Here is a 20,271-nt window from a genome sequence, read left to right as displayed (position 1 = left end):
TGCTGACCCTGATGCCGTCCCCGCTGCCCGACGGGACCCTCGACGAGGACGAGGCGTTCTTCGCCTTCGCGTCGTGGGCCGAGTCCCGCGGCCTGACGCTGTACCCGGCGCAGGAGGAGGCGATGATCGGCGTCGTCTCCGGCGCGAACGTGATCCTCTCCACCCCGACCGGCACCGGGAAGTCGCTCGTGGCGATCGGCGCGCACGCGGTCGCCCTCGCGCAGGGCGGCCGCAGCTACTACACCGCGCCGATCAAGGCCCTGGTCAGCGAGAAGTTCTTCGCCCTGGTCGAGGTCTTCGGCGCCGCGAACGTCGGCATGGTCACGGGCGACTCGTCGGTGAACGCGGACGCGCCGATCATCTGCTGCACCGCCGAGATCCTCGCGAACCTCGCCCTCCGGCACGGGCAGGAGGCGGCCGTCGCACAGGTCGTGATGGACGAGTTCCACTTCTACGGCGACCCGGACCGCGGCTGGGCGTGGCAGGTGCCGCTGCTGACGCTGCCGCAGGCGCAGTTCGTGCTGATGTCCGCGACGCTCGGCGACGTGACGGACCTGGCGGCCGACCTCAGCCGCCGCACCGGCCGCGACACCGCGAAGGTCACCGGCGTGGAGCGGCCCGTCCCCCTCCACTACGTCTACGAGCTCGAGCCGATCCACGACTCGATCGACCAGCTGCTGCACTCGGACCAGGCGCCGGTCTACGTCGTGCACTTCTCGCAGGCGGCCGCGCTCGAGCGGGCGCAGGCGCTCGCCTCCGCGCAGGTCGCGACGCGCGAGCAGCGGAACCGGATCGCGGAGGTGATCGCCGGGTTCCGCTTCACGACGGCGTTCGGCCGCACGCTGAACCGGCTGCTCCGCCTCGGCATCGGCGTGCACCACGCGGGGATGCTGCCGAAGTACCGCCGCCTCGTCGAGCAGCTCGCGCAGCAGGGCCTGCTCCGCGTGATCTGCGGCACGGACACGCTCGGCGTCGGGATCAACGTGCCGATCCGCACCGTGCTGCTGACGGCGCTGACGAAGTTCGACGGCACCCGCACGCGGCAGCTCAGCGCGCGCGAGTTCCACCAGATCGCGGGGCGCGCCGGCCGCGCGGGCTACGACACGGCCGGCACGGTCGTGGTGCAGGCGCCGGAGCACGAGTCGGAGAACCGCAAGGCGCTCGCGAAGATGGGCGACGACCCGAAGAAGCGCCGCAAGTGGGTCGCGAAGAAGGCGCCCGCGGGCTTCGTGTCGTGGGGCGAGCCGAGCTTCCGCAAGCTCGTCGACGCCGAGCCGGAGACCCTGACCCCGCACCTGCAGATCACGTCCGCGATGCTGCTGAACCTCATCGCGCGCGGCGGGGACGTGTTCGCGGACGTCCGCGCGCTCGTGTTCGACAACCACGAGCCGTGGCGCCGGCAGCTCGAGCTCGCCCGGCGGGCGCTCGGGATCTACCGGACCCTGCGGGCGGCCGGCGTCGTGCGGCAGGAGGTGCAGCCGGACGGGTCGATCGCGATCCTGCCGACCGTCGACCTCCAGCCCGACTTCGCGCTGAACCAGCCGCTCTCCCCGTTCGCCCTCGCGGCGTTCGAGCTGCTCGACCCCGAGTCGCCGACCTTCGCGCTCGACGTGCTCTCGATCCTCGAGTCGACCCTCGACGACCCCCGCCCGATCCTGTCGCAGCAGCAGTTCCAGGCGCGCGGCGACGCCGTCGCGGCGATGAAGGCGGAGGGGATCGAGTACGAGGAGCGGATGGAGCTGCTCGAGGAGGTCACGCACCCGCAGCCGCTGAAGGAGCTGCTCGACGCGGCGTTCGAGGCCTACGCGGCCGAGCAGCCGTGGGTGCGGGACTTCGCGCTCTCCCCCAAGTCCGTCGTGCGCGACATGGTCGAGCGGGCGATGTCCTTCGGCGAGTACTGCACCTTCTACAAGCTCTCGCGGTCGGAGGGCCTCGTGCTGCGGTACCTGTCGGACGCGTTCCGCGCCGCCCGGCAGACGATCCCGGACGAGATCAAGGACGAGGAGCTGCAGGACCTCATCGAGTGGCTCGGCGAGCTCGTGCGGCAGGTCGACTCGTCGCTCGTCGACGAGTGGGAGGAGCTGCTCGACCCGGAGCGGCACGGAGCCGACGAGGAGGCGATCGTCCCGCCCGCCCCGCGGCGCCTCACCGCGAACGTCCGCGCGTTCCGGGTCATGGTGCGCAACGAGCTGTTCCGCCGCGTGCAGCTCGCCGCCCGCGAGGACTGGGCGGCGCTCGGCGAGCTCGACGCGGCGGCCGGGTTCGACGCCGAGACCTGGGCGGCCGCCATGGAGCCGTACTGGGCCGAGCACGACGAGCTCGGCACGGGCCCCGACGCGCGCGGTCCCGCCCTGCTGCTCGTCGAGGAGGGGCCGGCCGAGTGGCGGGTCCGGCAGATCTTCGACGACCCCGCCGGCGACCACGACTTCGGCATCAGCGCCGTCGTCGACCTCGCGGCGTCCGACGAGGCGGGCGCCGCCGTGCTGCGGACGACCGCGGTCGGGGAGGTCGGCGCCTCCGTCTGACGGCGGGCGGGAACGGTACTCGCGACGGAGGACGCCGCGCCGCACCGGCCCTAGCCTCGGGGCGTGCGCGCGGTGCAGGACGAGGGGACGCCCGCGCCCGGGCACCCGGCCGCGCTGCTGCTGCGCCACCTCGCCGCGCGGCGCTCCCCGAGCGGGCTCGCCCTCGACCTCGCGCTCGCGGGCCTGCTGCTCGCGGTGGGGCTGCTCGCCGCGCGCTGGCCCGTGCGGGTCGATCCCGTGGAGGTGCTGCTCGCCGGCGCCGCGTCCCTCGCGGTGCGGCGCGTCCTCCCCTCCGCGGCCCTCGCGCTCGGCTGGCTGACCGTGCTGTGGCAGGTGACGTCGCACGCGCCGCCCTCGCTCGTGCAGGTCGCCTCCGCGGCGGTCGTCTACTCCGCGGCCGCCTGGGGCGGTCGGGCGGAGCTGGTCGTCGCGGCCGTCTCCGCCTCGCTCGGCGGGCTCGCGGGCGGGCTCTACCTCGTGCAGACCCGGTTCGCGAGCATCACGCTCCGCTACGGCGAGCCTGCGGTCGGCGCGCGCGACGACACCGCGCTGCTCGTGATCGTCGTGCCCGCCGCGATCCTCACCGCGTGCTGGACCGCCGGGTTCGCGGTGCGCACGATCCGCGCCCGGCTGGCCGAGACGGCGCAGCGGGCGCTGGCCGAGGGCAGGGCCGCGGAGGCGCAGGAGCAGGCCGGCGTCGAGCAGGCGCGGACCGCGATGGCGCGGGACGTGCACGACGTCGTCGGGCACTCCCTGGCGGTGATCATCGCGCAGGCCGACTCGGTGCGCTTCCTCGACGACGCGGACCGCGTGCGCGACGTCGTCGGCACGATCGCGGCGACGGCGCGCTCGTCGCTGCTCGAGGTGCGGGACGTGCTGGAGCGGACCGAGCCCGTCCCGTCCCGCGACGGCGCCGACCTCGACGCCCTCGTGGCGCAGGTCCGGTCCGCGGGCGTCGAGGTGCAGGAGCGCACGGAGGGCGAGCCGGGCGCGCTCGACGCGGACCCGGGCCTCGCCGCGCGCCGCGTCCTGCAGGAGATGCTCGCGAACGCGCTGCGCCACGGCCGGCCCGGCGGGGTCGTCGAGGTGCAGCGCCTCTGGCGCGACGCGGACCTGGTGCTCGAGGTCGGCAACGCCGTCGGGCCGGGCGGCACGGGCGGCTCCGGCGCCGGGCTCCCCGGAATGCGGGACCGCGTCGAGGCGGTGGGCGGAAGCCTCGGGACCGATCGGATCGGCGAGCGGTTCGTCGCCCGAGTGCGCATCCCCCGGACGGCGGCGCCGTGAGCGGCCCGATCCGCGTCCTCCTCGTCGACGACCAGGCGCTCTTCCGGTCCGGCGTCGCCGTCGTGGTCGACGCGCAGGACGACATGGTCGTCGTCGGGCAGGCGGACAACGGCGCCGTCGCCCTCGAGCGCATCCGCGCGACGGCGCCGGACATCGTGCTGCTCGACCTGCGCATGCCGGTCCTCGACGGCGTCCAGGTCGCGGTCGAGCTGTTCGGGCCCGCCTGGGACGGGCCGCGCCCGAAGGTGATCGTGCTGACGACCTTCTCGCTCGACGCGGCCGCGGCGACCGCGATCCGCGCGGGTGCGAGCGGCTTCCTGCTGAAGGACGCCACGCCGGAGTTCCTGCTCGCCGCCGTGCGGGCCGTGCATGCCGGCACCTCCGTGCTGGCGCCGGAGGAGCTGGCGCAGCTCTTCCGCGGCCCCGGGGACGCCGCGGGCGCGGCCCTCGCGCCGCCGCCCGCCTTCGGCACCCTGACCGGGCGGGAGCGCCAGGTCTTCGCGCGGGCCGCCCGCGGGGCGTCGAACGCGGAGATCGCCGCCGCCGAGTTCCTGAGCGAGTCGACGGTCAAGACCCACGTGAGCAGCATCCTGGCGAAGCTGCAGCTGCGCGACCGGGTGCAGCTCGTCGTGTACGCGCACGACCACGGCCTCGTGAACCCCGCCTCCTGACGCCCCGGCCCCTACCGCCGTCGCCGCGCGACGGCGAGCAGCCGCAGCAGGCCGACGAGCACCATCGCGGCGACCAGGCCGACGAGGTCGCCGGCGGTGTTGGCGACGACGTCGTGGACGTCGGGCACCCGCCCGGGGATCCGCGTCTGCGCGAGCTCCACCCCGACCGACAGCGCCGCGCCGGCGAGGAGCACGAGCGGCCACGAGCGCGGCCGCACCGCGAGCCCGAGGAACGCGCCGAGGGGCACGAACATCGCCAGGTTGGCGAGGGACTCGACGCGGTCGACGTCGAGCGACCGGCCGAGACCGAGGTCGAGGCGGTCCACCGCGTCCATCGTCGTCGCGAGGCCGGCCGCGACGAGCGACGGCGGCCCGAGGGTGATGACGAGGATCGCGGCGGTCGTCGGCAGCACGCCGAGCAGCAGCGCCGCGCGCCGGAGCGGGGCGCCGGTCGAGCGGGGCGGGACGAGGGCGGCGCGGGGAGCGGTCATGCTCCGAGCCTCGCGACGGACGGCGTGCCGGTCCTCCCCCGCAGGTGCCGGCGGTCTCCTCCTGGAGACCCGATCCGGCGGTCAGCGCCCCGGGGTGATCCCGTCGTCCGGCGGCCCGGGAGGGGCGTCGTCCTCGTGCTCGGCGGCCGTGCGGACGAACCAGATCGTGAACGCCTGGGCGACGACGAGCATCATCGCGAAGACGCGGCCGGAGACGGTCTGCGACGTGACGAGGAGCAGCAGGCAGAGCGCGGCGAAGGCGGCGTTGATCGGCCAGATCCACGCCTTCACGACCGCGAGCCGTTCCCCGCTCATGCCGGGATGGTAGGCCGTGCGGCCGAGCGCCGACTGTGCCCCCGGCGGCGCTCAGGCGGGCCTCAGGCGGCCAGCCGGAAGGCGGACCGCTGCGGTGCGGCCGACCCGCGGAGGCGGTCGGCGACGCCCGTGGTCAGGTCCAGCAGGGTGAGCCCCAGCGCCTCGGCGACCGCGGCGATGATCTCGCTCGACGGCTCCTTGCGGCCCCGCTCGATCTCGGAGAGGTACTGCGTCGACAGGTTCGCGCGGCGCGCGACGTCCCGCAGCGTGCCGCCCTGCCGCCGTCGCGCCGCCCGGAACTCCTCGCCGACGAGGTCGCGCCAGCGCGGCTCGCGCGGCGCGGCGCCCGCGCGGCGCTCGGGTCGGCCGGTGCGATCAGGGCGGCCGCGGCGGTCGTCGGCGGGGAGCGCGCTCATGGTGCGACCGTAGGCCGCCCTCCGGGGTCGGCGGCAGGCGGATCCGCTCAGGGCAGAACCGCTCGGCCGCCGAGCTCCTCCAGGCCGAGGTGACGGACGACCGCGGGCCACGCGGCGCGACCGAGCGCCGCGTCGGCCTCCGGCGATCCGCCGCGGTCCATGCGCTGACCGCCCTGCGCCGGCTCCTCGCCCGGCAGCACCGCGCGGTGCCCGGCGTCGCGGTGGCGGACCACCTCGGTCCTGAGCCCGTGCGCGGCACGCCGCGCGGCGACCCGGTCGGCGAACGCCTCGGCGGGCCAGACCCCGTCGTCGCCGCCGGCGACGAGCAGGACGTCCCCGGCGATGCGCTCGACGGGGATGTCGCCCGAGTCGTCGGCGCGGGCGGCGAGGCTCCGCTCGTACAGCCCGCGGAAGCGCGGCGGGTCCGTGTCGGGCGTCCACCCCGGATCGAGCGGCACGAAGGGCAGCGGCCGCGACCGCAGCGTCCAGTGCGAGGTCCAGGCGCCGCCCGTCCAACCCGGCCAGACGACGGACGACGCCGCGAAGCCCACGACCGCGCGGACGCCCGGGTCCTCGGCGGCGACGAGCAGCGCCGCTTCGCCGCCGAAGGAGGTCCCGACGACGGCGAGGTCGTCCGCCTCCGGCCGCAGCACGTCGAGCGCACCGAGGAAGAGCTCGAGCGGCACCTCGTGCGGTCCCGGCTGCTGGCCGGGGCCGCCGAACCAGCGGACGGCGAGGACCGTCGCGCCGTGCCGCTGCAGCAGCCGCGCCCGCGGCACGTCGACCCGGCCGCTCGACCCGGCGAGCAGCAGGACGCCGACGCCGCTGCCGCACGCGGGGTGCTCGGGGCGGAGCAGCGTCCACCCGGGGTCCTCGAACGCCACGCACCGAGCGTAGGCAGCGACCGCACGTCCGCGGCGCCCCGGCCGCACGGCACACTGAGCGCGTGCCCGATCGCCGTCTGATGCTCCTCGACACGGCCGCGCTGTACTTCCGCGCGTTCCACGGCCTGCCCGAGACGATCACCGCGCCGGACGGCACCCCGGTGAACGCCGTGCGGGGGCTGCTCGACATCATCGCCCGCCTCGTCGACGAGTTCGCGCCGACCGACCTCGTCGCCTGCTGGGACGACGCGTGGCGGCCGCGCTGGCGGGTGGCCCTCGTGCCCTCCTACAAGGCGCACCGCCTGGCCGAGGCCGGGGACGGCGAGCGGCCCGACGTCGAGGTCGTGCCGGAGGCGCTCACGCGCCAGATCCCGATCATCCGCGAGGCGCTGGAGGCGCTCGGGATCGCGGTCGTCGGTGCCGCCGACCACGAGGCCGACGACGTGATCGGCACCCTCGCCGCCACCGCATCGACCCCGGTCGACGTGGTGACGAGCGACCGGGACCTGTACCAGGTGATCGACGACGAGCGCGGCGTGCGCGTGATCTCGACGGCGCGCGGGATGCGCGACCTCGAGCTCGTCACCGACGAGGTCGTGCAGGGGAAGTACGGCGTCCGCGCGGACCGGTACGCGGACTTCGCGACCCTGCGCGGCGACCCCTCCGACGGGCTTCCAGGCGTGGCCGGCATCGGCGAGAAGACCGCTGCGGCGCTGCTCGGCCGCTTCGGCGACCTCGACGGCGTCCTCGCCGCCGGGCGGACGACGAGCAGCGGGATCCCGGCCGGGCAGGCCGCGAAGCTGCGCGCCGGCGAGGAGTACGCGCGGACCGCCGTCACCGCCGTCCGGGTGGTGCGCGACCTCCCGCTCGGCGACGTCGACGCCGCGATCGCGCTCCCCGACGCGGCGCGGGCGGCCGGCGAGGCGCTCGCGGAGCGCTGGGACCTCGGCGGCTCGATGACCCGGGTGCTCGCCGCGCTCGGCCGGGCCGGGGGTCCAGCCTGACCGATGTATCGTTCACTCCGCCGCGCAGGGTGCGCAGCGGAGGACGGGATCGGTCGATGAACGGGTCGTCGAGCAGCAGGCCCACCGGCTCGCGGAGCGCCGTCGGGTTCGGCCTGGACCGCATCCGCGAGGCCGTGGAGGACCTCCGCTCCCCCGGCGACCGGCGCGCCCGCCCGCGCCCGGAGCGCAGCGACGTCCGCGACGCCGTGCTCACGGTGCTCGAGGAGCAGCCGGCGGACGGCTACCGCATCGTCCGGGTGCTGCAGGAGCGCAGCGGCGACGGGCCGGGCACGAGCGCCGGCGAGGTCTACCCCGCGCTGCAGCTGCTCGCCGACGAGGGCCTGGTCACCGCCGCGGAGACCGACGGCCGGAAGACGTGGACGGTCACCGCCGCCGGTCGTGCGGCCGCCGGGGCGGCGCGCACCCGCACCGCGGACGAGGTGCGGGACGGCGACTCGGACCACGCCGACCGCGCCGACCGCCGCGGGGTCGCCCGCTCGGGCGCGGCGCTCGCGAGCGCCGCCGCGCTCGCCGCGCGGACCGGCACGCCGGCGCAGGTCGCCGAGGTCGTCGCGGTGCTCGACGACGCGCGGCGCCGCGTCTTCGCGATCCTCTCCCGGGGCTGACGGGTGGCGGAGCCGGAGCTCGTCCGCCGCGGCCCGCGGTCGTGGGACCGGCGGGAGCGCGGCCGCTACCGCCGCATCATGCGGTTCGCGACCCGCTACATGGTCGAGAACTGGTGGTTCGAGCTCGTGCTGCCCCGGTTCGGGCTGACCGCCCTCGCCGCGCGCGGCCGCACCCGCCGGTGGCGTCGCATGGCCGCGAACTTCTTCGTCCTGGCCTCCGACCTCGGCGGCCTGATGATCAAGGTCGGCCAGTTCCTGTCCTCCCGCCTCGACGTGCTGCCGCCGGAGGTGACGAAGGAGCTGGAGGGCCTGCAGGACGCGGTCGCGCCCGAGGACTTCCGCGACGTCCGGGCGCTCGCCGAGCGCGAGCTCGGGATGCCGCTCGAGCGCGCGTACGCCGCGTTCGACCCCGAGCCGCTCGCCGCCGCGTCGCTGGGTCAGGCGCACCGGGCCCGCCTCGTGCCGAACGGCGCCGACGACGCCGGGTTCGCGGACGTCGTCGTGAAGGTGCAGCGGCCCGGCATCGAGCGCATCGTCGACGTCGACCTCGCCGCGCTGCGGCTCGTGGCCCGGCGCCTGAACCGCGTGAAGCTCGTGAACCGCCGGGTCGACCTGCCGGCGCTCGCCGAGGAGTTCGCGGACACGAGCCTCGAGGAGGTCGACTACCTCCACGAGGCGGCGAGCGCCGAGCGGTTCGCCGCGCAGTTCGCGGACGACGACCGCGTGCGGGCGCCGGGCGTGGCCTGGGAGCGCGCGACGAGGCGGGTGCTGACGCTCGAGGACGTCTCCGCGATCAAGATCAACGACCTCGACGCCCTGCGCGCCGCGGGCATCGACCCGGCGGAGGTCGCGGTCGAGTTCGCGAACGTGATGTTCGACCAGCTGTTCGTCCACGGCTTCTTCCACGGCGACGCGCACCCGGGGAACATCTTCGTGACGCCGACGCCGGGCGGGGACCGGGCCTGGGTGCTCACCTTCGTCGACTTCGGGATGATGGGCGAGATCCCGGACGGCCTGCGCCGCGACCTCCAGCAGTTCCTGATCGCGGTCGCCTCCCGCGACGGCCGGCGACTCGTCGCGGCCATGCGCGATCTCGGGGTGCTGCTGCCCAGCGCCGACACCCGCGAGCTGGAGCGCACGATGTCCGCGCTCTTCGCCCGGTTCGGCGGCGTCGCCTTCACGGACCTGCAGGACGTCGACCCCCGCGAGCTGCGGGCGTTCGCGAACGAGTTCGGCGACACGATCCGCACCCTGCCGTTCCAGCTGCCCGAGCACTTCCTGCTCGTGATCCGCGCGGTGTCCCTCATCTCGGGCCTGAGCAGCACGCTCGACCCGCGCTTCAACATCTGGAACGCGGTCGAGCCGTACGCCGACCAGCTGCTCCGCGACGAGAGCGGCGGGGTCGTCGCGTCGTTCGTCGACGAGGCGGCGCGGACCCTGGCCGTCGCGGCGCGGCTCCCCCGCCGGCTCGACGGCCTGGTCACGCGGCTCGAGGACGGCGAGGTCGCCGTCGAGACGCCGCGGCTCGACCGGCAGATCCGCCTGCTCGAGCGGGCGGTCGGGCGGATGACCTCGGCGCTGCTCTTCTTCGGGCTGCTCCTCGGCGGCGTGCTGCTGCGCTCGACCGACGCCGTGCTCGGCACGGTCCTGATGGGCGTCTCCGGCCTCCCGCTGCTGCACGCGGTGGTCTCCGGCCTGCTCGCCGGCCGCTCCCGGCGCTGACCCCGGTGCGCTGAGCCGCGGCGCGGTCAGCGGCGGCGCAGCCGGCGCCTGCCGAGCACCGCGATGGCCGCGGCCGCGGCGACGCCCAGCAGCACCACGGCGACCGCGACGCCGAGGCCGAGCAGCAGGGGCTGCGGGGCGGCGCTCCTCGCGCCGGCGGTCGCGGACGGCGAGGGCGTCGGCGTCGGTCGGACCGCCTGCTGGATACCCGACGCCGCCGCGTCGGCGAGGGCCGCGGCGCCCGCCTCGTTCGGGTGCAGCGCGCCGGGGTCGAGGTCGACCTGCTGCACGTCCTCGGGCGAGCGGAAGTGCATCCCGTTCACCCACGCGCCGCGGGTCGCGCAGGGCGAGTGCGCCGCCGAGGCGGCGAGCATCGAGACGTAGGGCACGCCCGCCTCGCGCGCGACCCGCGCGGTCGTGGCGTCGAGCGCCGCCTGCACGCCCGCGAAGTACGCGACGTCGACGTCGGTGAACGGGAAGGCGTTCTCCGGGTACGTGCCGGTGAGGAACGACCCGGTGATCGCCGGGCGGAAGCAGCCGCCCGAAGGCGTGTGCGCGGCGTCCGGGAAGATCGTCGGGTAGCCGACGAGCACCAGCGCGGCGTTCGGCGCCGCGCGCCGCACGGCGCGGATCGTCGTCGCGAGGTCGGCGGCGATCGTCCCCTCGACCGTCCGCCGAAGGGAGTCGACGCCGTTCCGGACGAGCTGCGAGCGGCAGCTCGCGGCGTCCGTCCCGGCGATGACCGGCCCGGTGCGGGTGAGCGCGAGGCAGGTGAAGGCCTGCGAGAACAGCCCGGAGTCGTTGCCGCCGATCGTCAGGGTCACGACCCGCGTCGACGGCCCGAGCGCCTCCAGCTGGGCCGGGGCGCCCGCCGGGCTCCGCCGGCGGACGTCGGCGGTCGTCGCCGTGGCGCAGCTGACGTCCGTCAGGCGCAGGCCGAGCCGCTCGGCGACCCGGTGCGGGTAGTCGCGCGACGACTGCCCGCACGCCGGGATCGGCTTCCCCGTCGGGTCGGGCAGGCCGTACCCGGCCGCGTAGGAGTCGCCGAGCGCGACGTACTCGGCGCCGCGGAGCGAGCCGGAGGCCGCGACACCTTCGGGCGCTGCGGAGACGGGCGGCGCGACCGCGAGCACGCCTGCGAGCGCGAGCAGGGCGGCGCCGAGGGCGCGGGCGCGGGCGCGCAGCGGCATTCGGGTCCTCCGGGGTCGGACGGTGGTGCTCGGGCGTCGTCGGCCGGCCGTTCGGAGTCCGCGATCGTAGTCGCCGCTCCCGTGGACCGGGTCCCTCCCAGCCCGGACGCACCGCCCGCCCACCTGCGGATGCTTGCCTGCCGGGATGTTCCTGCTCATCGGCGTCCGGCCGGTCTCCGTCGTCGCCTTCCTCGTGACCTTCGTCTGCGGGCACTGCGGCACGCGCGCGACGCAGCGGGTCATCCGGGAGCAGCAGAAGCTGTCGCTGTTCTTCATCCCGCTGCTCTCGCTCGGCACGTCCTGGTACGTGGAGTGCGACCACTGCGGCATCGCGACCGGGCTGACCCGGCAGCAGGCGGAGCACTCGCTCGACTGGGCCCGCACCCACGGGCACCCCGTCGCCGCCTGACGGCTCCCCTCCCTCCCTGCCCGCCCGCCCGCCCGCCCGCCCGCCTCAGCGGAACGGGTTGCTGCCGAAGATCTCCTCCGGGCTCGGGTCGCGCGGCGGCCTCGGCGCCCTCACGACCGTCGGCGTCGCCGGCGGCGCCGCCTGCCGGGTCGGGCTGCGCGGCACGAAGCCGTCCGGCAGCCGCTCGCCGCAGGTCGCGCACAGGCGGCCGCCGCTGTTGACGCCCTCGCAGACCGGGCAGATCCAGGCGGCCACGTCAGCGCCGCCCGTCGCGCGGCGAACGGCCGAGCAGCTTGCCGCGCAGCCCGCCGGTGGGCGCAGGCGCCGGAGCCGCCCCGGCGCCGCCCACGAGCTTGCCCCGCAGCGCGCTCGAGCGGACGGGCGCGGGCGCCGTCGTCCTCGCGGGTGTCGGGGTCGCGGCGGGCGCGTCGCCCGGCGAGCGGACGGCCATCAGGGCCGCGTGCACGTCGCCGATCGTCGGCCGCGCCGCCGGGTCGGCGAGCAGCATCCGGTCGACGAGGTCGGCCAGGCCCGGGTCGAGCGCGGCGCGGTCGACGTGCAGCACGACGCCCGACCGCACCGCGACGGCGGGCTCGCCGTAGCCGGGGTCGTAGGCGGGCACTCGGCCCGTCAGGTACTCTCTGAAGATGAGGCCGAGCGCGAAGACGTCGGAGGCGGTGCCGAGCGAGCGCGGGTCGACCGTCTCGTCCTCCTGGATGTAGGCCAGCAGCTCGGGCGAGTAGTAGTTGATCGTCCCGACGATGTCGGCCGCGGGCGGCGGCTCCCCCGCGACGTACGCGTTGTCGAAGTCGATGAGCTTGCTCGTGTACCCGAGCTCGGTGCGCTTCACGAGCACGTTGTCGGGCTTCAGGTCCCCGTGGACGATCCGCAGGTCGTGCAGGATCTTCAGGCTGTACGCCATCGACTTCAGCAGCACGAGCCGCTGCCGGAACGGCAGCGCCGCGATCGCGGTCACGTCGAGGTCCTCCGCGTGGACCCGCTCGGTGGCCTTGTAGTACTTGGCGCCCGCTCGGAAGAAGTCGAGGGTGACGATGAGGTTGCCGCCGTAGGCGGACAGGGGCGCGAGCGCCGTCTGCATCGCGCGGTGCCGGGCCTCGAACGCCGCGCAGCGCGCCCGCTTCTTCGTCTTGATCGCCTCGCTGCCCGGCGCGTCCGCCTCCGGGTAGGTCGGCTGGAGGAACTCCTTCAGGAAGTACTCCCTGCCGCCCTTCCGGGCGAAGGTCCACCGGCTCAGCCCCGCGCCGACGACGGAGAAGTCCGCCAGCAGCGTGTAGCCGTTCAGCACGTCTCCGGCCCTCATCGCGCCGCCTCCTGCTCGTCCTCGGTCGCGGCGCCCGTGCCGCCCTCCGCCGCGACCGGCCCGGTCGCGATCGGCTTCGGCGGGTTCCAGATCCGGCGCCTCGGCTGCTCCTCCGGTGCCGGCGACGCGAGGTCCGCCTCGTGCCGCAGCAGCCGCTCGTAGCCGTCGCGGTACCGCGACCACCGGGTCGCGACGTCGGCGACGCGGCGGTGCTGCAGGTCGGCGAGCGCCTGCTCCGCCCGTTGCACCTCGTCGCTCAGCGCGTCCATCGGCGCCGTGTACTGCTCCGTCATCTCGGCGAGCCGCGGCTCCAGCAGCCGCTGCAGCGCCGGCAGGTCCGCGCCGACGCCGATCGCGGCGAGGGACGCGTCGTCGCCGGTGACGGTGGTGATCTCGTGCTGCAGCGCCTCGGACCAGGCCTCCTCCGTCCCCGCCTCGAGCAGGGTCCGGAGCACGAGCTCTTCGAAGTGCATCGGCGACCGGAGGTAGCCGAAGCAGCCGTCGGTCGCGCAGAGCAGCACGAACGGCGCCCGCAACGGCACCCGGCGATGGTTGATGCGGAACTCCGTGTCAGCGGAGATCGCGTTGCTGATGACGGAGTCGCGCTCCAGGTTCGCCATCGCGTCGCCCTCGTCGCGGAGGTCGTCGACGCTCAGCTGCTGCAATCCGTCGGCGGTCAGCGCGTAGACGCGGGAGTCGCCCGCCCACAGCACGTGGCAGATCCAGTCCGCCCCGTCCGGCTCCGCGCGCTGCAGCGCACCGAGCGCCATCGTGGTGGGCAGGGCGCGCAGCAGGCGCGACCGCAGCCGGCTGGTCGGGGCGTTCAGCGCGGCGAGCGCCGCCTGCAGGGCGGCCTCGAGGGCGTCGTGCAGCTCCTCGGCCGTCGCCTCGCCGGGCAGCGGCCGCTCGGGCGCCAGCAGGCCGAGCAGGTGCTCCTCGACCACCTCCCGCGCGATGCGGGAGGCGAGGTAGGCGCCGGACCGCTGCCCGTCCTCGGTCTCGTAGACGGTGCCGCCGGCACCGCCCATCCCGTCGAACACGGCCGCGAGGCCGAGGTCCGGCCCGTCCCGCAGGATCGGATCGGCGTCCTCCCCGTGGTCGGGGACCTTCGCCAGGTTGAAGCCGAAGGAGACGGCGGGCCCGGCGACGACGTCGGCCACGTCGGGTCCCCCGCTCACACCGAGTTGCCGATCGAATCGACGATCGTGCCGTAGTCGACGTCGGAGAGGCCGCCGCCCGCCACGGACGGGTTGTGCACGACGTTCTCCCACACGGCGGAGATGTCGCTCCACCCGGGCCCGTCGGGCGCGAACAGGATCAAGCGCTTGGAGCTCGAGCCCATCACGCCCTGGGCGTCCTCCCACGCGTCGGTGAGCCCGTTGAAGTCGGCGGGGATGCGCGACCGCAGGTCCGCGGGCACGGCGGAGGCGTCGAGCGGGTGGGCCGGTTGGTCGCTCCAGACGACGATGACCTGGCGGCGGCGGTCGCCCGTGCGGGTCCACGGGGAGTTGATCGCGAGCGCGACGGCCTCGAGACCGGACTCGGGGGCGTCGCCGCCGCCCTCGGCGGTGAGGCCGCCGACGAACTCCGAGAAGCGGGCCCGCTCGTCCGGGAGCGCGAAGAACGGCGACTCCTCGATCGCGGCGTCGCCGTCGGCGACGAGGTCGCGGAAGGCGACGACGCGGACGCGCAGCTGGGCGACGTTCTTGCCCTTCGCGGTGAGGTTGGTCTGGACGTCGTCGTAGAAGCCGAGCGCGTTCGCCTTCACGGCGTCGAGGATCGGGTCCATGCTGCCCGTCACGTCGATGCAGAAGACGATGTCGACCGCGTAGTTCACGCCGCGCGAGGCGAGGCTGGTCTGCGGCGGGGTCACGGTGGCGGCGGGCGCCTCGGGCGCGGCCCCGACGGGGGCCGAGGGCCCCTCGGGCGCGTCCAGGGGCGCGGCGTCCGCGGCCGCCGGCGTCTCGATCGACGTCGGGTCGGGCTCCGGAGCCGGGCTCGTCGGCGTGGTGTCGGTCATGCGTTCCTCCCTGCGCGACACGGAACGGGGCAGTCGCTGCTTCCTTGGGTCGCGGCCGCCGAATCTTTCCGAGCGACCTGCGAGGACCGTGGATCGGGCGAGGGGGTTGACACGGGTCGACGGACGAGCGACGCGCGCACCCGATCGCAGATCCTCGGCGGGCCCGGCCGTGGGTTCAGAAGGGGCAGTCGTCCTCGTCCGTCAGCTCGGTCGGGATCGGCGTCGCCTCCGGCGGGTCGAGGGGTCGGGTGACGTACTTGTTCCCCGACGGCGTCTGCCAGACGACCGTCCGGTCGAGCAGCAGGTCGGCGTCGGCCGCGCCGGCGGTCTTCGCACCGTGATCGCTGCGCGACAGCAGCATCAGGTTGTCGACCGACGTCTCGCCCCGCTCGTCGTGCGCCCGGAACGACTCGGCGTGGTCGATGTCGACCTCGTCGGGGCCGCGCGGGCGCCCCGGTCCGCGGTTCCCGCCGTCGAGGAGCCGGATGAACGCGCGCATGTCCTCGGTGGGGCGGTACTTCTCGCGTCCGATGCTGAGCGGAGCGCCCGTGAAGGGGTCCGTGAGCACTCGGATCCACGAGGTCGCCTCCCCGGCGATCCGGAGCGCCGTGCGGATGCCGATGGGCCCGTATCCCTGCAGCACCGGTGCGGCCGTGGACCGGCCGAGCGCGGTCATGGCCGGGATCAGGATCGAGACGCGCGGCACCACGCCCCGGCGCCCCGGGACCAGGGCGTCGCCTTCCCGAGCCGGGTCGGCGTCCGTGCGCAGGAAGGCGCGCAGCCCGTCCCGCAGGACGTCCGCCTTGAGGATCTGGATGCCCCGCCGCTCGTCCGCCCTGCCGTGGGCGGCGATCGCCTGCTTGGTCACCTGGTGGTCCATGCCGAGGAGGTCGGCCATCGGCGCGAACAGGTGCAGCCAGCCCATGCCGTCCGCCGCGGCCTCGATCGTGTAGCGACGGCGTGCGGCCGCCCGCTCATGACGCTCGTCCGCGGTCGTCGGCTGGAGGCGCTCCGCGAGGCGGCGCAGCGCGTCGGGGAGGCTCGGCATGAGGACCTCGTCGAGCTTCAGCACGGCCTTCGCATCGAAGACGGGGAGCACCGCGTCGTCGAGCCCCTCGGCCGCGGCGTGCACGATCTGCATCGCCCGCCACGGCGCCCGCCCGGCGAGGAAGTGCGCCCAGACGAGCGGCAGGTCGCGTTCGAGCCGGGCGGCGGTGTGCACGAGCGTCTTCGCAGTGGAGTCGGCGACCTTGAGCTTCGCGCCGAGGTCGAGGAACAAGCCCTTCTGGTACGGGGTGTTCGCGGCGCCGGGGCGCCCCTCGTCCGCCAGCGCCGCTCGCCACGCGCGCAGCGCGGCGACGACCCGGCGCGCCTCCAGCCCCTGCAGCAGCCGCTGCAGGTCCTCGACGTCGGCGAGCGCCTGGAACAGCTCCGAGCCCTCCGGGAGCGCGTTCGGCGCGCAGTCCATGCGCTCCCACTCCTCGTCGGACACGTCGTTCCGGTCCTCGAGCACCACGGAGGCGCGCCATGCGGCGGGGTCCAGGTGCGCGGCGGCGAGCTTCTGCAGCGCCCAGCCGCGTGTCTCCTCGTCCCACCCGGCGAGCGCCGCGTGCGTGTCGTCGCCCGGCGCCGCGATCGAGCCGATCGCGACCGTCTGCACCACCGGCATGTCGTCGAGCGCCGGGTTGCGCGTCCATCGTCGGCGCGCGAGCGGCAGGAGAACGGGTGTTCCCATCTGCGGCTCCTCGTTCGCCTCCGACATGCGGACACGGTATCGAGCACCTCCGACAGCGTCTCGATGTCGGGCACAGGAGATCGGGGCCGGTCAGGCCGGCTCGACCTCGCCGTGCGTGTGGATCCGCTCCCCCGCCGGGCTGAAGATGCTGAGCACCTCGGCCGGCCCGTCGGCGGTCGCGCTCATGCTGTGCGGCGTGCGCGTGTCGAACTCGGCGGCCTCGCCCTGCTCGACGACGTGCTCGCGGTCGTCGAGCACGAGGCGCACCCGCCCGCTCAGCACGTAGAGCCACTCGTAGCCGTCGTGCACGCCCGAGGGCGGCGCCTCCACGCGTGGCGGGTGCACGATCTTGAAGGCCCGGACCGGCGCCTGCTCGAGCGTCAGCGGGGCGATCACCATCCCGTCGCGCCGCTGCACCCGACGGTGCACTCTCGGATCGGCGGGCGCGGGCGGCAGCAGGTCGTCGATCCGGATGCCGAGCTCCCGGGTGAGCGGGAGGAGCAGCTCGAGCGCCGCCTGCCGCTTGCCGGACTCGAGGCGGGAGAGCGTGCTGGGCGACATCCCCGCTCGCTCGGCGAGCTCGTCCAGCGTCAATCCGCTGGACCGCCGCGCCGCCCGCAACCGCGGTCCGATCTGCTCCAGCGCGGCGTCCACGAACCCGATCTTGCCATCACCGCAAGACGCCTTGCCGATCGCGCACGCAGACGCGACCGTCGAGGGCATGGAACAGGACTGGGACGCGGTGGTCGTGGGCGGCGGAGCCGCAGGGCTGAGTGCCGCGCAGATGCTCGGGAGGTCGCTGCGCAGGACCCTCGTCGTCGACGGCGGTCGGCCGCGCAACCGCTTCGCGGCGCACATGCACGGCGTGCTCGGGCACGACGGCATCGAGCCCGCGCGGCTGCTCGAGCGGGGCAGGGCGGAGGCGCGGGCGTACGGCGTGGAGTTCGCGGAGGGCGTCGTGATGGCCCTCGCCGACGACGGCGACCGCCTGCTCGTGACCATGGACGACGGGCGGGTGCTCCGGACCCGCGCCGCTGTCGTGGCGACCGGGCTCCGCGACGACCTGCCGGACGTACCGGGCCTCGCCGAGGAGTGGGGACGGACCGTGCTGCACTGCCCGTACTGCCATGGTCGGGAGGTCGCCGGCCGGCGGCTCGGGGTGCTCGCCGTCTCCGCCGCGAGCACGCATCAGGTCCAGCTCGTGCGGCAGCTGTCGGAGGACGTCGTCGCGTTCACCGCCGCCGCCGAGCCGCTCGGCGACGACGCGCGGTCTGGCCTCGCCGCCCGCGGCATCCGCACGGTGACGGCACCGGTGCGCGGTCTCGAGCGCCGGGACGACGGCATCGTCCTGCGGACCGCGGACGGCGTCGAGCACCTGGTCGGCGCCGTCTTCACCGGGGGCGCACCGGAGCTCGGACTGGACTTCGTCGCTCCGCTCGAACTCGCCCGCTCCGACCAGCCCGGCGCACCCCTCCTGGTCGACCCCATGGGCCGGACCTCCCACCCGCGCGTGTTCGCCGCAGGCAATGCTGTGGCGCCGTTCGGGAACGTGCCGGTCTCGATGGCGTCCGGGTCGATGGCCGGCGCCGGAGTCAACGCCGCACTCGTGGCCGAGGACGTCGACCTGGCGCGCGCGGCACGCGACGCGATACGGAACGCGGCCTGGGAGCACCGGCACGTCGAGCGGGACGGGTTGTGGTCTGGGGAGGTGAACGCCGCGGTGGCCGAGGTCGCCGTCGGGCTCGATGCCGGGACCGCGCTCGACGTCGGCGCAGGCGAGGGCGGCGATGCCGTCTGGCTCGCCGAACGGGGCTGGTCCGTCACCGCGGTCGACGTCGCACCGACCGCGATCGCCCGGGCGGGCGAGCTGGCCCGCTCGCGCGGCGTCGAGGTCGACCTCCGGGTCGGTGACGGCGCGGCCGCGGTCGAGGACCACTTCGACCTGGTGCTCGCAAGCTTCCTGCACTCGCCGGAACCGGACTTCCCGAGGCTCCGGCTCCTCCGGGAGGCCGCCGACCGCGTGGCCCCGGGCGGTCGGCTGCTGCTCGTGACGCACGCCTCCGTCCCGACCTCCTCCCTTACCGGAGGGGTGCACGGTCATGCGCCCGCCCTGCGCCGACCAGAGGAGGACCTCGCGCTGCTGGCGCTCGATCCGGCCGTGTGGACGGCGGAGCGCTGCGAGCTGCTGCCGCGCCGGGCGCACCTGCCCGACGGCACCGACGTCGCGGTCGAGGACGGCGTGCTGCTGCTCCGCCGCATCGGATGAACGCGTCGCGCCCGCGGCTACAGTGCGGCGGGACCCCGGCCGTGCCGGCGAGCGATCGGAGACCCGTGCCCCACCTCCTCCACCTCGACTCCTCGATCGACCCGGTGCGGTCCCGCTCGCGGCGGATCACCGCCGCGTTCCGCGCCGCCTGGGAGTCGCGCGGCGAGGACTTCACGGTCGCGTACCGCGACCTCCACGCCGACCCGGTGCCGCACCTGACCGACGCCGCGTCGCACTGGGCGCCGCGGCTCCGGCGGCCGGAGGACGCCCCGCCGGCCGCGGAGTCGGCGCTGCAGGAGACCCTGATCGCCGAGCTGGTCGCGGCCGACGTGCTGCTCATCGGCGCCCCGATGTACAACTGGTCCCTCCCCTCGACGCTCAAGGCGTGGGTGGACCACGTCCACGTGCCCGGGATCACGGCCCCCTTCGACACGCCGGACCAGCCGCTCGCTGGGCGCACGGCGGTCGTCGTCACGAGCCGCGGCGGCGCGTACGACGCCGGCACGCCGGCCGCCGAGCAGGACCACGTCGTGCCGCCGCTGAAGATCGTGCTCGGGCAGGCGCTCGGGATGCGGGTCGCCGTGATCGCGACGAGCCGCACGCTCGCCGGCACGGTGCCCGCGCTCGCCGACCAGACGGAGCAGGCCGACCGCGAGCTCGCCGCCGCGGTCGCGGAGGCGCGGGACCTGGGGCTGTCCCTCTCCTAGCTCAGTGGGCCGATGAGGCGAGCTTCAGCCCGACGACGCAGGCGACCAGCCCGAGGATCAGCAGCAGCTTCACGAGCGAGAACGGCTCGGCTCCGGTGGCCATCGCCCAGCCCACGGTGAGCGCCGCGCCGATGCCCACCCACACCGCGTAGGCCGTGCCGACGGGGATCGACCGCATCGCGAGCGCGAGGCCGCCCATGCTGAGCAGCAGACCGGCGCCGAAGACGATCGTCGGCACGACGCGGGTGAAGCCCTCGGATCGACCGAGGGCGGTGGCCCAGACGGCCTCGAGGACGCCGGAGAGGATGAGGACGAGCCAGGACATGACGAGCCGCTTCCGCGTCAGTCCTGTCGCTCACCGGGTACTGCGCCCTCGTCCGGGAGTCCGCCTCGGACTCGCGCTCGAGGCTAGCCGCGGAGCGTGAGCGGGCGCTGTGCAGCGCTACTGCGGCAGGTGCGCCCGCACGTAGCCGACGAGCGCGTTCGCGTGGCCGTGCCCGAGCCCGTGCTCCGACTTCAGCCAGGAGACGACCTCCATGTGGCGCTGCCCGTCGAGCCGTTCCACGATCAGGTCGAGCCACTCCTGCACCGGGCGCCCGTAGGTGCGCTCGATGCTCGGGAAGTAGGAGGCGGGACCCTTGACGCCGTCGGTCGTGGCGGGGGCGAGGACGCGCTGCTCGGGCAC

Annotated in this window: 22 protein-coding genes and 1 riboswitch; of the genes, 9 read left to right on the top strand and 13 right to left on the bottom strand. The window is 75.3% G+C overall.

Annotation, left to right across the window (positions count from 1 at the left end; translation table 11 throughout):
- Positions 1 to 11: 11 nt before the first annotated feature.
- The 3 genes from D1781_RS08340 to D1781_RS08330 all read left to right on the top strand — a co-directional run bounded on the left by D1781_RS08340 (position 12) and on the right by D1781_RS08330 (position 4,480).
- Positions 12 to 2,525 carry a DEAD/DEAH box helicase gene (locus tag D1781_RS08340; RefSeq protein ID WP_119481884.1) on the top strand — a complete coding sequence of 838 codons (2,514 nt, stop codon included), beginning with the start codon at positions 12 to 14 and terminating at the stop codon, positions 2,523 to 2,525.
- Between the two features lie 63 nt (positions 2,526 to 2,588).
- The gene (locus D1781_RS08335) at positions 2,589 to 3,809 is read left to right on the top strand and encodes a sensor histidine kinase (RefSeq protein WP_119481883.1); all 1,221 of its coding nucleotides are present in this window, start codon (positions 2,589 to 2,591) and stop codon (positions 3,807 to 3,809) included.
- Positions 3,806 to 4,480 (top strand): response regulator transcription factor, encoded by a 675-nt coding sequence (locus D1781_RS08330; RefSeq protein ID WP_119481882.1) that lies wholly within the window; start codon positions 3,806 to 3,808, stop codon positions 4,478 to 4,480. Before D1781_RS08335 ends, D1781_RS08330 begins: the two co-directional genes overlap by 4 nt.
- 11 nt (positions 4,481 to 4,491) lie before the next feature.
- Here the strand turns inward: D1781_RS08330 and D1781_RS08325 are convergent, their stop codons facing one another.
- From D1781_RS08325 to D1781_RS08310, 4 genes are all read right to left on the bottom strand, one after another.
- The gene (locus D1781_RS08325) at positions 4,492 to 4,971 is read right to left on the bottom strand and encodes a VanZ family protein (protein WP_119481881.1); all 480 of its coding nucleotides are present in this window, start codon (positions 4,969 to 4,971) and stop codon (positions 4,492 to 4,494) included.
- A gap of 81 nt (positions 4,972 to 5,052) precedes the next feature.
- On the bottom strand, positions 5,053 to 5,286 hold the full coding sequence (locus D1781_RS08320) for a hypothetical protein (RefSeq protein WP_119481880.1): 234 nt from the start codon (positions 5,284 to 5,286) through the stop codon (positions 5,053 to 5,055).
- Between the two features lie 62 nt (positions 5,287 to 5,348).
- Positions 5,349 to 5,702, bottom strand: a complete 354-nt coding sequence (locus tag D1781_RS08315) for a helix-turn-helix domain-containing protein (RefSeq protein WP_119481879.1) — start codon at positions 5,700 to 5,702, stop codon at positions 5,349 to 5,351.
- Positions 5,703 to 5,749: 47 nt separating this feature from the next.
- Positions 5,750 to 6,586 carry an acyl-CoA thioester hydrolase/BAAT C-terminal domain-containing protein gene (locus tag D1781_RS08310; protein WP_199706518.1) on the bottom strand — a complete coding sequence of 279 codons (837 nt, stop codon included), beginning with the start codon at positions 6,584 to 6,586 and terminating at the stop codon, positions 5,750 to 5,752.
- 80 nt (positions 6,587 to 6,666) lie between these two features.
- Between D1781_RS08310 and D1781_RS08305 the strand changes: the two genes are divergently transcribed.
- The 3 genes from D1781_RS08305 to D1781_RS08295 all read left to right on the top strand — a co-directional run bounded on the left by D1781_RS08305 (position 6,667) and on the right by D1781_RS08295 (position 9,938).
- Positions 6,667 to 7,590: a 5'-3' exonuclease gene (locus tag D1781_RS08305; protein WP_119481878.1), complete on the top strand. Its 924-nt coding sequence runs from the start codon at positions 6,667 to 6,669 to the stop codon at positions 7,588 to 7,590.
- A 56-nt stretch (positions 7,591 to 7,646) separates the two neighbouring features.
- Positions 7,647 to 8,216: a PadR family transcriptional regulator gene (locus D1781_RS08300; RefSeq protein ID WP_119481877.1), complete on the top strand. Its 570-nt coding sequence runs from the start codon at positions 7,647 to 7,649 to the stop codon at positions 8,214 to 8,216.
- Positions 8,217 to 8,294: 78 nt separating this feature from the next.
- Positions 8,295 to 9,938 (top strand): ABC1 kinase family protein, encoded by a 1,644-nt coding sequence (locus D1781_RS08295; RefSeq protein WP_119483128.1) that lies wholly within the window; start codon positions 8,295 to 8,297, stop codon positions 9,936 to 9,938.
- A 26-nt stretch (positions 9,939 to 9,964) separates the two neighbouring features.
- Here the strand turns inward: D1781_RS08295 and D1781_RS08290 are convergent, their stop codons facing one another.
- Positions 9,965 to 11,128, bottom strand: a complete 1,164-nt coding sequence (locus tag D1781_RS08290; protein WP_158590036.1) for an SGNH/GDSL hydrolase family protein — start codon at positions 11,126 to 11,128, stop codon at positions 9,965 to 9,967.
- A gap of 145 nt (positions 11,129 to 11,273) precedes the next feature.
- On the opposite strand from D1781_RS08290, the gene D1781_RS08285 reads away from it, so the two are divergent.
- Positions 11,274 to 11,537, top strand: a complete 264-nt coding sequence (locus D1781_RS08285; protein ID WP_119481875.1) for a zinc-ribbon domain-containing protein — start codon at positions 11,274 to 11,276, stop codon at positions 11,535 to 11,537.
- Between the two features lie 45 nt (positions 11,538 to 11,582).
- On the opposite strand, the gene D1781_RS08280 is transcribed toward D1781_RS08285, so the two are convergent.
- The 6 genes from D1781_RS08280 to D1781_RS08255 all read right to left on the bottom strand — a co-directional run bounded on the left by D1781_RS08280 (position 11,583) and on the right by D1781_RS08255 (position 17,267).
- Complete coding sequence (locus D1781_RS08280; protein ID WP_119481874.1) at positions 11,583 to 11,792, bottom strand: hypothetical protein; 210 nt, start codon at positions 11,790 to 11,792, stop codon at positions 11,583 to 11,585.
- Between the two features lies 1 nt (position 11,793).
- A complete protein-coding gene (locus tag D1781_RS08275; protein ID WP_147392056.1) occupies positions 11,794 to 12,858 on the bottom strand; it encodes a protein kinase domain-containing protein in 1,065 nt (354 codons plus the stop codon).
- Complete coding sequence (locus D1781_RS08270) at positions 12,855 to 14,018, bottom strand: PP2C family protein-serine/threonine phosphatase (protein WP_119481872.1); 1,164 nt, start codon at positions 14,016 to 14,018, stop codon at positions 12,855 to 12,857. The genes D1781_RS08275 and D1781_RS08270 overlap by 4 nt, the downstream gene beginning before the upstream one ends.
- Positions 14,019 to 14,032: 14 nt before the next feature.
- Positions 14,033 to 14,878 (bottom strand): vWA domain-containing protein, encoded by an 846-nt coding sequence (locus tag D1781_RS08265; RefSeq protein ID WP_119481871.1) that lies wholly within the window; start codon positions 14,876 to 14,878, stop codon positions 14,033 to 14,035.
- Between the two features lie 175 nt (positions 14,879 to 15,053).
- On the bottom strand, positions 15,054 to 16,640 hold the full coding sequence (locus D1781_RS08260) for a DUF222 domain-containing protein (protein ID WP_119481870.1): 1,587 nt from the start codon (positions 16,638 to 16,640) through the stop codon (positions 15,054 to 15,056).
- A gap of 63 nt (positions 16,641 to 16,703) precedes the next feature.
- Entirely contained in the window at positions 16,704 to 17,267 is a 564-nt protein-coding gene (locus tag D1781_RS08255) for a helix-turn-helix domain-containing protein (RefSeq protein WP_119481869.1), read from the bottom strand.
- A gap of 67 nt (positions 17,268 to 17,334) precedes the next feature.
- On the opposite strand from D1781_RS08255, the gene D1781_RS08250 reads away from it, so the two are divergent.
- Together D1781_RS08250 and D1781_RS08245 are read left to right on the top strand one after the other, a co-directional pair.
- Positions 17,335 to 18,879 carry a bifunctional NAD(P)/FAD-dependent oxidoreductase/class I SAM-dependent methyltransferase gene (locus tag D1781_RS08250; RefSeq protein WP_119483127.1) on the top strand — a complete coding sequence of 515 codons (1,545 nt, stop codon included), beginning with the start codon at positions 17,335 to 17,337 and terminating at the stop codon, positions 18,877 to 18,879.
- 65 nt (positions 18,880 to 18,944) lie between these two features.
- A complete protein-coding gene (locus tag D1781_RS08245; RefSeq protein ID WP_119481868.1) occupies positions 18,945 to 19,586 on the top strand; it encodes an FMN-dependent NADH-azoreductase in 642 nt (213 codons plus the stop codon).
- A 1-nt stretch (position 19,587) separates the two neighbouring features.
- Here the strand turns inward: D1781_RS08245 and D1781_RS08240 are convergent, their stop codons facing one another.
- Positions 19,588 to 19,911, bottom strand: coding sequence for a DMT family transporter (locus D1781_RS08240; RefSeq protein WP_119481867.1), 324 nt, complete (start codon positions 19,909 to 19,911; stop codon positions 19,588 to 19,590).
- A gap of 11 nt (positions 19,912 to 19,922) precedes the next feature.
- A riboswitch (guanidine-III (ykkC-III) riboswitch) is annotated at positions 19,923 to 19,987 on the bottom strand.
- Between the two features lie 41 nt (positions 19,988 to 20,028).
- Positions 20,029 to 20,271: a DUF4287 domain-containing protein gene (locus tag D1781_RS08235; protein WP_119481866.1), complete on the bottom strand. Its 243-nt coding sequence runs from the start codon at positions 20,269 to 20,271 to the stop codon at positions 20,029 to 20,031.

Origin of the sequence: Amnibacterium setariae (assembly GCF_003581425.1) — a bacterium.
Classification (GTDB): domain Bacteria; phylum Actinomycetota; class Actinomycetes; order Actinomycetales; family Microbacteriaceae; genus Amnibacterium; species Amnibacterium setariae.
This window is presented reverse-complemented; position numbering and strand designations above follow the sequence as displayed.

Bases quoted from the DNA above. Each gene is read 5' to 3' on its own strand.
- D1781_RS08340 (WP_119481884.1), top strand. From the start codon at position 12: ATGCCGTCCCCGCTGCCCGACGGGACCCTCGACGAGGACGAGGCGTTC.
- D1781_RS08260 (WP_119481870.1), bottom strand. From the start codon at position 16,640: ATGTCGGAGGCGAACGAGGAGCCGCAGATGGGAACACCCGTTCTCCTG.
- D1781_RS08295 (WP_119483128.1), top strand. From the start codon at position 8,295: ATGCGGTTCGCGACCCGCTACATGGTCGAGAACTGGTGGTTCGAGCTC.
- D1781_RS08315 (WP_119481879.1), bottom strand. From the start codon at position 5,702: ATGAGCGCGCTCCCCGCCGACGACCGCCGCGGCCGCCCTGATCGCACC.
- D1781_RS08275 (WP_147392056.1), bottom strand. From the start codon at position 12,858: ATGAGGGCCGGAGACGTGCTGAACGGCTACACGCTGCTGGCGGACTTC.
- D1781_RS08265 (WP_119481871.1), bottom strand. From the start codon at position 14,878: ATGACCGACACCACGCCGACGAGCCCGGCTCCGGAGCCCGACCCGACG.
- D1781_RS08325 (WP_119481881.1), bottom strand. From the start codon at position 4,971: ATGACCGCTCCCCGCGCCGCCCTCGTCCCGCCCCGCTCGACCGGCGCC.
- D1781_RS08250 (WP_119483127.1), top strand. From the start codon at position 17,335: ATGGAACAGGACTGGGACGCGGTGGTCGTGGGCGGCGGAGCCGCAGGG.
- D1781_RS08305 (WP_119481878.1), top strand. From the start codon at position 6,667: ATGCTCCTCGACACGGCCGCGCTGTACTTCCGCGCGTTCCACGGCCTG.
- D1781_RS08320 (WP_119481880.1), bottom strand. From the start codon at position 5,286: ATGAGCGGGGAACGGCTCGCGGTCGTGAAGGCGTGGATCTGGCCGATC.
- D1781_RS08290 (WP_158590036.1), bottom strand. From the start codon at position 11,128: ATGCCGCTGCGCGCCCGCGCCCGCGCCCTCGGCGCCGCCCTGCTCGCG.
- D1781_RS08285 (WP_119481875.1), top strand. From the start codon at position 11,274: ATGTTCCTGCTCATCGGCGTCCGGCCGGTCTCCGTCGTCGCCTTCCTC.
- D1781_RS08240 (WP_119481867.1), bottom strand. From the start codon at position 19,911: ATGTCCTGGCTCGTCCTCATCCTCTCCGGCGTCCTCGAGGCCGTCTGG.
- D1781_RS08300 (WP_119481877.1), top strand. From the start codon at position 7,647: ATGAACGGGTCGTCGAGCAGCAGGCCCACCGGCTCGCGGAGCGCCGTC.